Genomic DNA, 9,963 nt, shown 5'->3' on the forward strand with positions numbered 1-9,963 from the left:
CTGGTTGATGCCAATGAATGCAATCTGCAAAGAACGGTTGATACAAGCCAAGATGCTTTTTAAAGTCTAGCGCCATTTTCTTGAATCGTTTTTTGGAACCATGCAAAGCTGTCCTTTTTCAGGCGTTTCTTACTGCCATTGCCATAGTCATCGATATCGACATAGATGAATCCGTAACGCTTACTCATTTCATTGGAAGAACAGCTGACAATATCGATTGGACCCCAAGCATAGTAGCCACGAACATCTACGCCATCATAAATGGCCTCTTTAACTTGTCTTAAATGCTCTTCGTAGTAATAGCGACGGTAGTCATCATGAACGCCATCTGATTCCAATGTGTCAAACGCCCCTATCCCATTTTCTGTGATATAGATTGGGCATTGGTACCGGTCGTAATAATCATTCAAGGTGATCCGCAGACCGATGGGATCAACGGCCCAGCCCCAAGGACTCGCCTCTAAATTCGGATTAGGTAAAATAGAGCGATTATTATCGTTGGATTCTTTAGAAACAAGATTGGTGTAATAATAAGAAAAAGAAAGGAAATCCGCAGTGTTTTTAAGCGCTTCTTCATCTCCATCGTAAAACTTAATATCATATCCTTGTTCTTCAAAGAATCGGAAAGCATAATTTGGATACTTTCCTCGTAATAACACGTCCGTGAAGAAATATTCCATTTGCGCATGCAGCATCGTTCCTAATGCATCTTCCGGTTTCGTCGAAGCAGGATAGACTTTGTCTGCAAAAACCATCATTCCAATCTCAAAATCGGGATTTATCGACTGTGCCGCTTCTTTCACTTTCGCACTGGCGACCATCATATTATGTAAGCCTTGATATTTAGCTTCCATTAAGTTTTCAACACCATCTTCAGTAACACCGATATTACAAAATGATTCGTACGTAATCAGATTGATTTGATTCACAACGATCCAATACTTCACTTTGTCTTTATAACGCTCCAACACCGCTTTACAATACTTAACAAAATGATTGATGACTTCCCGTGAATACCAGCCTTGATAATGAGTCGTTAGGTAAATTGGCATCTCATAATGAGAGAGCGTGATCATTGGTTCCATTCCATTTGCGAGAATCTCGTCAAATAACTGATCGTAGAATTTTAACCCTGCTTCATTCGGCTCTTCCTCGATCCCATTAGGAAAAATACGCGACCAGTTAATTGATGTACGAAACGTATTTAAGCCCAGTTCCTTCAATAGTTTTAAATCATCTTTATACGTGTGATAAAAATCAATCCCGCGCAATTTTGGAAAACTTTGAATCTTTCCATCATTGATTTGTTTGACAGCCTTTTCAATAAATTCTGAAGTTATCTCGCCTTCCATTCTTTCTTCAGGAGGAATATCTGATACATACTCATTAATATCAGAAACATTTAAACCTTTCTCACCAACATCGTAAGCACCCTCCGATTGATTGGCAGCAATCGCGCCACCCCATAAAAAGTTTTTTGGAAACTCGCGTTTATTTTTTTTCATCCTTCTCGCTCCTTTCTTGATTAACTAAAGTATAGCTAGCGAGAGGGCAATATGTAATCCCTTTAGCGCTTTCAGTCACAGGAAACACAGGATGATTCTTGTGACAACTCTGATACATGTTGTGACAACTCTGATACATGTTGTGACAACAAAAAAGAGTGCAGTGAATCCACTGCACTCTCGAAAACTATTTTAATTTACTTGCCGCTTCTTGATCTAAAATCACTGTCAAATTAGGATGCAGGCGCAGAATAGATGCTGGTACATCTTCTGTGATTGGTCCTTCTAAAGCCTGTTTAATAATCTCCGCCTTCTTTTCACCATTGGCGATCAGGACTAATTCTTTGGCAGCCAAAACGGTTTGAGCGCCAAAAGTTACCATCTCTTCTCCTGGTGTATGCGGACTCGACTCATCAATCAACTTGTACAGTTCATCTCCTTGTTTGATCGGCACGCGATAAACGCCGTAATCAAAGGACGTGAACTCCGGCATATTGCCGCAAAAATGACCGTCACCGCCGATCCCCATCAACACAAGATCTAAACCGCCATCTTCAGCGATTTGGCGATCATAATCTTGATAGTTTCCTACATCCAGTACTTCGATATTTTCTTCTTCAATTCCCAACGGGTTGAACAACTCTTCGGTTAATGCTTGCATTGTCAGTCCGTATTCTTGATCCTTCAAAGTAATCTCATCAAAGTTATAAAAATGCGCCAAGCTTTGGTCGAAGAATACTTGGTTTAAGCGTTCTGCTAAAATCTCATAGGCACGTTTCGGTGAAGAACCTGCTGTCAAAGCTAAGTTTACACGTCGATTTTCGGCCCATTTCATTAATACAATGTCTGCCGTAATTTGGCTCAAAGTTTCATAATTTTCTGTTACCAATAATTTCATTTTTACACCTGCCCTTTTCTTTTAATGATAGCACAAAAAAATGAAAGGGCTTCCTGTTTTTTTGAAATAGGAGACTAAGAAACTTTTTCTTTTACCGGCATTTTTAAGATACAATTCTGCGGACAAACCTCTACGCAATCACCGCAATCAATACACAGATCCGGATCAATAACCGCCACATTATTTTCAATCTTGATAGCTTTTTGCGGACAAGCCTTCACACAACGATTGCAGGTAATACAACCGACATCACAGATTTTCCGCACGCCTCCGCCTTTGTCCTGATTCGAACAGGCGACAATTGATGTATTTTCTGCTGGCAGCATCTTGATCAAATTTTTTGGACAGGCCGTGATACATTTCAGGCAGCCGACACATTTGTCCGGATCGACTTTAGCAACGCCGTCGACAATATGCAGCGCATCATACTCACAAACCGCTTCACAATCGCCGAAACCCATACAGCCAAAACGACAATCCTGCGGACCTCCAAATAGTTGATTTGCTCCATAACACGTCGTGGTTCCTGCATAATCCATTTTGCTATTAGTAAATTCACAGGTGCCATTACAGCGCACGAACGCTGCGACTTTCTCCACCTCGCCGACCTCCACACCCAAAATCTCCGACAAGGCTTGACGGGTCGTTGCACCGCCTGGAGTACAATTGGTTGCCCCGGCATTTCCCTCAGCCATTGCTTTGGCATAGCCGTCGCAACCGGAAAAGCCGCAAGCTCCGCAGTTGATCCCTGGCAATGCTTCTCGTAATGCTTCTTCTTTTTCATCAACAGGTTTATGGAAAATGATCGTCGCGAGTGAAAGAATGACACCAGCGATCAATCCCATTGCACTAACGATGCCGATGGGTATCATGATTTCTGTCATTAATTTCACCCCCCTACTGGAATAATCCTTCTGCCAAACCGGCAAAACCTAGAAACGATAATGAAACAATTGCTGCAGCGATCAACGTAATCGGCAATCCTTGGAGCGACTCAGGAATATCATTACCCTCTAAGCGCCCACGTACGCCGGCGAAAATTACCATCGCTAATAGAAATCCGATCCCCGCCGCGAATGAATTGACCATTGATTGCATAAAGGAATAGTTTTTTGAAAAATTTAAAATCGTTACACCTAATACCGCACAATTTGTGGTGATCAACGGCAAATAAATACCTAAAGCATTATATAGTGGTGTCATATAGCGTTTCATGACAACCTCCACCAACTGTACCAAGGCCGCAATCGTCAGAATGAAGACGATTGTCTGCAAGTAATCCAAACCTAACGGCACCAGCAGCGAATCATAGAGCGGATAAGTCACCAAGGTTGCCAATACCATTACAAATGTAACTGCCAGCGACATTCCGACTGCCGTATCCAATTTTTTTGATACTCCCAGGAACGGACAAATACCTAAAAACTGAGATAAAACAAAATTATCCGTTAAAATACCAGCAACTAAAATAGTTACAAAAATCTGCATTACTGATCACCCGCCTTTTCATCACAGACGATCGTACAGGCTTCCGCAATCGGACAAGCGGTACAATCAATTTCCTTAGTTTTGCGGTCGCTTAATTTATTGGCCAGCATGACCAGCATCCCAAAGATAAAGAAGCCTCCTGGCGGCAACAGCATGATTGTCATTGGCGGAATCACACCCGCTGTTATTGGAAAGCCTAAAAACGTACCGCTTCCCAACAGCTCGCGAATCCCTCCCATACAGAGCAGCGTCATCGTGAATCCGACACCCATCCCTAGTCCATCTAAGGCTGAATGAAGAACCGTATGATCCTTGGCATAGGCCTCCGCTCGGCCAAGAATGATACAATTCACCACAATCAACGGCAAGTAGATCCCTAATGTCGCATCTAGCGCCGGTGCTAAAGCCTTCACAACTAATTGAACGACTGTTACAAACCCAGCGATGATAGTGATAAACGCCGGAATTCTGACTCGATCAGGAATCACTTTCCGCAGAAGGGAGATCATGACATTGGAACCTAAGAGCACTACTGTCGCAGCGATCCCCATCCCTAGTCCATTCAAGGCAGAAGTAGTTACCGCCAAAGTAGGACAAGTCCCCAGAGTTAACCGCAGAACCGGGTTTTCGGTGATTATTCCCTTGCTGAAAATGCGCGATGCTTTTTCTTTTTCCATCTCTTCTCCCCCCTTATTTCTCTGATTTAGCAACTTGTTCAAATAGGACAAGTGCTTCTTTGACTGACGCAGCAACCGCATTGGAAGATTTGGTGGCTCCGGTAACTGCTTCGACCTGATTTTCGCCCGATGGGTCATTCTTCACAACTTCTAATGATTCATTGAGACCCGCAAACTGGTCAACAAAATCCTTTTTCGTAACATTTTGTCCGAGTCCTGGTGTTTCGTTCGAAGCATCCAAAACATCTACCCCGACGATTTTTCCTTCCTTGACTGCACTCATGACACTGACATCGCTACCATACCCATAGGCTTTAGTCACGAAAAGATACCCTAATGTCTTGCCCGATGAATCCAGTGCCTTATAGCCCTGATTTTCTCCGGATACTTTGACCTCTTTGAAATCTTCTGCCTTGATCAACTGACTCATCACACTTTGAGTCTGATCCCACTCCTGTTTTGCGATGCGCTCTTTAAACACGGAGCGTGTCCCCGCAACGGCAAAGGTAATTACCAAACAAATAATAAACAGGCAAAGGGCATCCGTAAAAATGACTTTAGAGCTGGCTCGTCTCATTTCACCTTCGCCCCCTCACCAAAGACCTTTGGAATCGTCAAATTCTCAATATGAGGAACAAGAATATTCATCAATAGAATGGCGTAAGAAACTCCTTCCGGCAGTGCCGCAAAGAAACGAATCAGAACAGTGATGATTCCGCAGCCAATCCCAAAAATAATCTTGCCATTTCTTGTAATAGGAGATGTCGTATAGTCGGTCGCCATAAAAATCGCTCCCAGCAATAATCCGCCAGACATCATTTGATACAATGGATCGCCTCCTAGCAAGGTGGAAAAGAGAACCACTGTGCCGATAAAGCAAAGGGGAATGATCGGTGAAATTACCTTTCTGGCTACTAAATAGACGCCGCCTAGAAGCAAAGCCAAGGCGCATGTTTCACCTAAACTACCTGCTCGGATTCCTAAAAACATATCTAGCAATGAAGGAATTTTTTGCCCTGTTTGAGATGCTGAAAAATAAGTGGCTGAAGAGATGACATCCGGCCGAAACATATAATAGTTTAGCGGCGGCTGCCAAGTACTCATTTGAGACGCAAAGGACATCATCAGAATAATACGGGCCGTAATCGCCGGATTGACGAAATTTTGACCGACACCGCCGAAAAACTCCTTCACGATCACAATGGCGATCACACCGCCTAAAATAGCCATCCAAAAAGGCAATGTAACCGGCAGATTCAAGGCTAGTAAAATCCCTGTAACAACAGCCGTCAAATTATGAATCGAGTCTGGCCGTTTTAAAATTTTTCTTGTTAAATACTCGCTGATGACACATGCGGCCACAGTAACAATGATCAAGATAAGAGCACGAAAACCAAATATAATAGTAGAAGCAATGATTGCCGGAACCAACGCGATGATCACATCCAGCATGATACTCCGGCTGCTGCGGCCGCAATGGAGATGCGGCGAGATGGAAACAGGTAATTTGTTCATTTGGCAGCCTCCCTTTCTAACTGTTTTGCTCGTTTCATGGACTGAACCAGTCGGCGGCCAGCAGGACAGACGAAGGCGCAACAGCCGCATTCCATACAAGCGGATACATTAAGCTTCTGCAGACCAGCGACATCATTGTTTCGTGTACAGCGTTCGATCTGGACCGGCAGCAAGGACATCGGACAAGCTTCCACACAACGACCGCAGCGAATACATGGCGATTCTTCCGGCAAACGCTGCGCCTTTGATAAAATCGTAATGGCGTTCGTCTGCTTCGTGATCGGCAGCTCCGTTGAAAATTGCGAGATTCCCATCATCGGTCCGCCCAAAATTATCTTGCTCGGTTCATCAATCAACCCGCCGCAGAATTTTATAACATCTCCGATCGGTGTCCCTACAGGAACGACCACATTTTTCGGCTGAGCGATATTTCCGTCTACCGTTATCCTTTTATGCGTTAAAGGCATGCCGATTTCGATATACCGCTGCAAAAGCGAGATTGTCGAGATATTCATAATCAAACAGCCGACTTCAGACGGTAATTTTCCTGGCGGAATCTTGCGTCCAGTTGTCGCATAGACCAGCATTTTTTCCGCTCCTTGCGGGTAAAGCGAAGGAATCTCCATCACATCGATCGTCGGATCGAGATCTGCAAGTTCATTTAGATGATCCCGCAGTCTTCTCAGACCTTTTGGTTTATTGCTTTCGATCCCAACAACACCATGTGCGATATTCAAATGCTTCATTACAGCCTGCATACCGGCAATAATTCGATCAGGATACTCCAAACTTTCTCGATAATCCGATGTAATAAAGGGTTCACATTCCGCGCCATTAATCACTAAGGTATCGATCGGCGCCTCTTTGCTGACATTCAATTTCACGTGCATCGGAAAACCTGCCCCGCCGATCCCAACGATCCCGCTTTCACGTGCGGCCTTCAAAAGGTCTTCCTTTGAATGGATTTCGATCGGACTTGGTTCCGGAAATTCAACCGGCAGGCCATCGCTTGCAATATGAATCGCATCGCAAGTTTGACCATTTGCCAACAAGATAGGCTTGATCCCCTTCACCTTGCCGGAAACAGATGCATGAATCGGTGCCGAAACAAATGCTTCTGAATCAGCGATGACTTGACCGACGGTGACAACGTCCCCTTTCTTAACCGTTGGTTTGCAGATCCCTCCAATATGCTGCTGCATTGGAATGGTAACCAATTTAGGCGGCTCCATAAAAACGCTTTCAAATTCTGCCGTGTTTTTATTATGAGGGACTTTGACACCTCCTTTAAATTTTGCGATTGCTTTCGTTAATGTATCCATAGACAAACCTCCCCTGTGATCAAACGGACTCGTTCATGTTAATTATCCATTTGAGACCACTTGTTTTCAATGCCAGCAACCAAATCTACGACCCTAAATACTCGAAAAAAGAAAAATAAAAGACCTGCTTATCCACTTGCTCCTTTGGATTGAGTGATTCAATTGAGATAATTCTAGCGATTCAGAATAATTAATTCACAAAGTATTTCGTTCGTTACTGATCCAATTTAATCAGTAAACTCCTATATTTATGATAGCATAGTGAAAAACAAATGTAATTAACTTTCACAAAGTTCGTCAAAAAAAGCGCCTAGTTTTGAACCGACCTCCAAAAGACAGATTTTTAGTCTACCTTTTGGGGATCACCTCATTTCCTAGGCGCTTTTTCTTGAGCTTGCTTTATGGTGTATTTGAAATCGTCCATTGCAACGTGGTTTTATAATTTCCTATTTGTTTCGGTGTGTTTTTTGGAACGAAAAGTTGAAATTGATTTAGCGGCATCTCGACATAACCTGAGGCGGTCGTATTGGAAAGATTCACTAATACTAGCTGTTCATTTGGTATCATATGGATCATTTGATTTGCGATCGAAGAATAGTTTTGAAAATTGGTGCTTAAGGCTCCTAAAGCAATATCAAGTCTGGCATTAGACAAGTTCTTTTGTCCGCTTGTCCAGTTATTTGATTGTGCGACTTTTAATTGCCAAGCCTTTGCCGTAGTACGTGTATCATCAATTCGAATCGTCCCGGTTTGCAGAGGATTGGCACTGTTTCCACCAACATATGCATTCCAGGTTTCATCGGCCTTTGTTTGGATTGGATGTGTACCAAAGTTTAAGTTGCCCGGCAGCAGTTCACTCTTCATAGCTAGGGAACCAGCGGAGAAATAAATATTCGTATTGCCGCCAAAGTTGCTTAATAGTTGAATCGTCAGATCGTCTGTCTGTACGATCCCGCCACGAATCGCGGCCGTATAATCTTGCGCCAAACCCGCTGGACTTGTCACAAATGTCGGGATTGAGACATTGGTCGAACCTAAGATCGATGCGGAAACTAGATTTGTACTGATCGCTGAATTGGGATTACCTAAAGAAGTAATCAAACCGTCTACACTCGATAGTACAGATGTGAGAATTGCACCGATTAATCCAAGCGGCAGTGTATTAAGAATATTTTTCAAATCCATCAATCGATTGGATAAGGTGCTAGTTAAGATCGGTAATAATCCCTGACTGATATTTACTCCTAACAAGGTAGCCGATAGCTGTTCTGTCGCAATCGGCAGATTATGATTGCCATAGTTTTCATTTTTCAAATTATTGATCGCCTGATTGAGACTATTCAAGGGCGCCTGTAACGAAGGATTTAATGGCAGTAATGTAGTTATCGTAGTTACTAAGGTTGACAGCAGACCTAAAACACCTGAGAGCGGCAGATCCGCTAATGGGATTGTGACGGTCGTGGTAACGGTGGCTGTCCCATTAGGTGTTACTTTTCCTGAAAGCGGCGATGGAACTGAGATCAACGCATATTTTTTCCCGGTCTTGATCAATCCAACACCCGTTGTAGTCCCATTGACGGTAAACGTCACTGGTTTTTGACTGACATTTAAGTACGGTGCCGCTGCCGTGGTCCCACTATTGTTATTCACCTGTGTATTAGCAAATAAATCAATTGAAACCGCACTGACTATAATATTAGAACTTGTTAGAAAAAGAAAAAATGCGAATACTGTAATCCAGATTTTTTGAAGCAAACGAGACCGCGTTTTCTTCATTTTACTTCCCCCTTCATTCTCCGTTATTTTGAACCTGTCAAAAATTTCCAGCACGAGAAAATAATAGATTAACACTATTTCAAACGAACAAAAAATAACTTTTTTTGGTGAGCAAACAGCACCTATTCCCGCTGAAGATCGCTGTATTCCATTGCCTTCTCTACCCATTAAACATGGAATTGGAAAATGTGAAAAATGTTTTGCTTAACTGTGAAGAAAGCGTGAGCAATTTTATGGCAATTTTTTTAAACAGCGCTATATAATGCCGACATAAGCTTCAAACTCTTTTCTGCGCAGGAAAGAAATGCTTTGTTTTGAATTTGAAAACGTTCCGCTGAGGACGGGGAAAGGAGGAGGCAATTGAAGAAACAGATTGTAATCCTTTTGAGTTTTCTGTCGCTCTTCGTTGTTCTTTCTTCACAAACCGAAGCTACCGTCACTGATGGCAAGGTGCAATATTATTTTGAAAGCAGTACCGCCAACACGGAAAATTCTACCAGCAGTACAAGTTCCGAATCACAAACGACCAATAGTTCTACAACAACGAACAGCACAAATGATTCAAGTACCACAATGGAATCTGATACAGGCAAAGGAACGTCAGGCAATAATTATTCTAACGGTTCTCCTGGTTCACCTTCCAACGGCGGCAAAATATCAAGTTCTGGTATTTCCCGCTATTTGCAAACAAATGATCAACGAAATCTATTCTTAAGCATCATTGGATAGCGTAAAATATTTTGTGTAAATAGAATTTTTGAGTAGAAAAAAAGAAAGTCCAT

Annotated in this window: 10 protein-coding genes; 1 reads left to right on the forward strand and 9 read right to left on the reverse strand. The window is 42.8% G+C overall.

Annotation, left to right across the window (positions count from 1 at the left end; translation table 11 throughout):
- Positions 1-59 precede the first annotated feature (59 nt).
- From PGP85_RS14435 to PGP85_RS14475, 9 genes are all read right to left on the reverse strand, one after another.
- Positions 60-1,505: a glycoside hydrolase family 1 protein gene (locus PGP85_RS14435; RefSeq protein WP_178981882.1), complete on the reverse strand. Its 1,446-nt coding sequence runs from the start codon at positions 1,503-1,505 to the stop codon at positions 60-62.
- 187 nt (positions 1,506-1,692) lie between these two features.
- Positions 1,693-2,403, reverse strand: coding sequence for a glucosamine-6-phosphate deaminase (locus PGP85_RS14440; protein WP_090401972.1), 711 nt, complete (start codon positions 2,401-2,403; stop codon positions 1,693-1,695).
- A 74-nt stretch (positions 2,404-2,477) separates the two neighbouring features.
- Entirely contained in the window at positions 2,478-3,287 is an 810-nt protein-coding gene (locus tag PGP85_RS14445; RefSeq protein WP_270328178.1) for an RnfABCDGE type electron transport complex subunit B, read from the reverse strand.
- Positions 3,288-3,300: 13 nt separating this feature from the next.
- Complete coding sequence (locus PGP85_RS14450) at positions 3,301-3,891, reverse strand: electron transport complex protein RnfA (RefSeq protein WP_270328180.1); 591 nt, start codon at positions 3,889-3,891, stop codon at positions 3,301-3,303.
- A complete protein-coding gene (gene rsxE, locus PGP85_RS14455; RefSeq protein WP_090401967.1) occupies positions 3,891-4,568 on the reverse strand; it encodes an electron transport complex subunit RsxE in 678 nt (225 codons plus the stop codon). The genes PGP85_RS14450 and rsxE overlap by 1 nt, the downstream gene beginning before the upstream one ends.
- A 13-nt stretch (positions 4,569-4,581) precedes the next feature.
- Entirely contained in the window at positions 4,582-5,145 is a 564-nt protein-coding gene (locus PGP85_RS14460; protein WP_090401965.1) for an FMN-binding protein, read from the reverse strand.
- Positions 5,142-6,083 (reverse strand): RnfABCDGE type electron transport complex subunit D, encoded by a 942-nt coding sequence (locus tag PGP85_RS14465; protein WP_010740522.1) that lies wholly within the window; start codon positions 6,081-6,083, stop codon positions 5,142-5,144. Before PGP85_RS14465 ends, PGP85_RS14460 begins: the two co-directional genes overlap by 4 nt.
- A complete protein-coding gene (gene rsxC, locus PGP85_RS14470; protein ID WP_270328181.1) occupies positions 6,080-7,405 on the reverse strand; it encodes an electron transport complex subunit RsxC in 1,326 nt (441 codons plus the stop codon). Before rsxC ends, PGP85_RS14465 begins: the two co-directional genes overlap by 4 nt.
- Before the next feature lie 399 nt (positions 7,406-7,804).
- Positions 7,805-9,181 (reverse strand): adhesive domain-containing protein, encoded by a 1,377-nt coding sequence (locus tag PGP85_RS14475; RefSeq protein WP_270328183.1) that lies wholly within the window; start codon positions 9,179-9,181, stop codon positions 7,805-7,807.
- Positions 9,182-9,541: 360 nt separating this feature from the next.
- On the opposite strand from PGP85_RS14475, the gene PGP85_RS14480 reads away from it, so the two are divergent.
- On the forward strand, positions 9,542-9,910 hold the full coding sequence (locus tag PGP85_RS14480; protein WP_270328185.1) for a cell wall protein: 369 nt from the start codon (positions 9,542-9,544) through the stop codon (positions 9,908-9,910).
- The last annotated feature ends 53 nt before the right edge of the window (positions 9,911-9,963 follow it).

The organism is Enterococcus malodoratus, assembly GCF_027659535.1.
Taxonomy (GTDB): Bacteria; Bacillota; Bacilli; order Lactobacillales; family Enterococcaceae; genus Enterococcus_A; species Enterococcus_A malodoratus.

What these genes read in the sequence shown, in the direction of transcription:
- PGP85_RS14450 (WP_270328180.1), bottom strand. Translation starts at nt 3,891, where the DNA reads ATGCAGATTTTTGTAACTATTTTAGTTGCTGGTATTTTAACGGATAAT.
- PGP85_RS14440 (WP_090401972.1), bottom strand. Translation starts at nt 2,403, where the DNA reads ATGAAATTATTGGTAACAGAAAATTATGAAACTTTGAGCCAAATTACG.
- PGP85_RS14465 (WP_010740522.1), bottom strand. Translation starts at nt 6,083, where the DNA reads ATGAACAAATTACCTGTTTCCATCTCGCCGCATCTCCATTGCGGCCGC.
- rsxC (WP_270328181.1), bottom strand. Translation starts at nt 7,405, where the DNA reads ATGGATACATTAACGAAAGCAATCGCAAAATTTAAAGGAGGTGTCAAA.
- PGP85_RS14445 (WP_270328178.1), bottom strand. Translation starts at nt 3,287, where the DNA reads ATGACAGAAATCATGATACCCATCGGCATCGTTAGTGCAATGGGATTG.
- PGP85_RS14475 (WP_270328183.1), bottom strand. Translation starts at nt 9,181, where the DNA reads ATGAAGAAAACGCGGTCTCGTTTGCTTCAAAAAATCTGGATTACAGTA.
- PGP85_RS14460 (WP_090401965.1), bottom strand. Translation starts at nt 5,145, where the DNA reads ATGAGACGAGCCAGCTCTAAAGTCATTTTTACGGATGCCCTTTGCCTG.
- PGP85_RS14435 (WP_178981882.1), bottom strand. Translation starts at nt 1,505, where the DNA reads ATGAAAAAAAATAAACGCGAGTTTCCAAAAAACTTTTTATGGGGTGGC.
- rsxE (WP_090401967.1), bottom strand. Translation starts at nt 4,568, where the DNA reads ATGGAAAAAGAAAAAGCATCGCGCATTTTCAGCAAGGGAATAATCACC.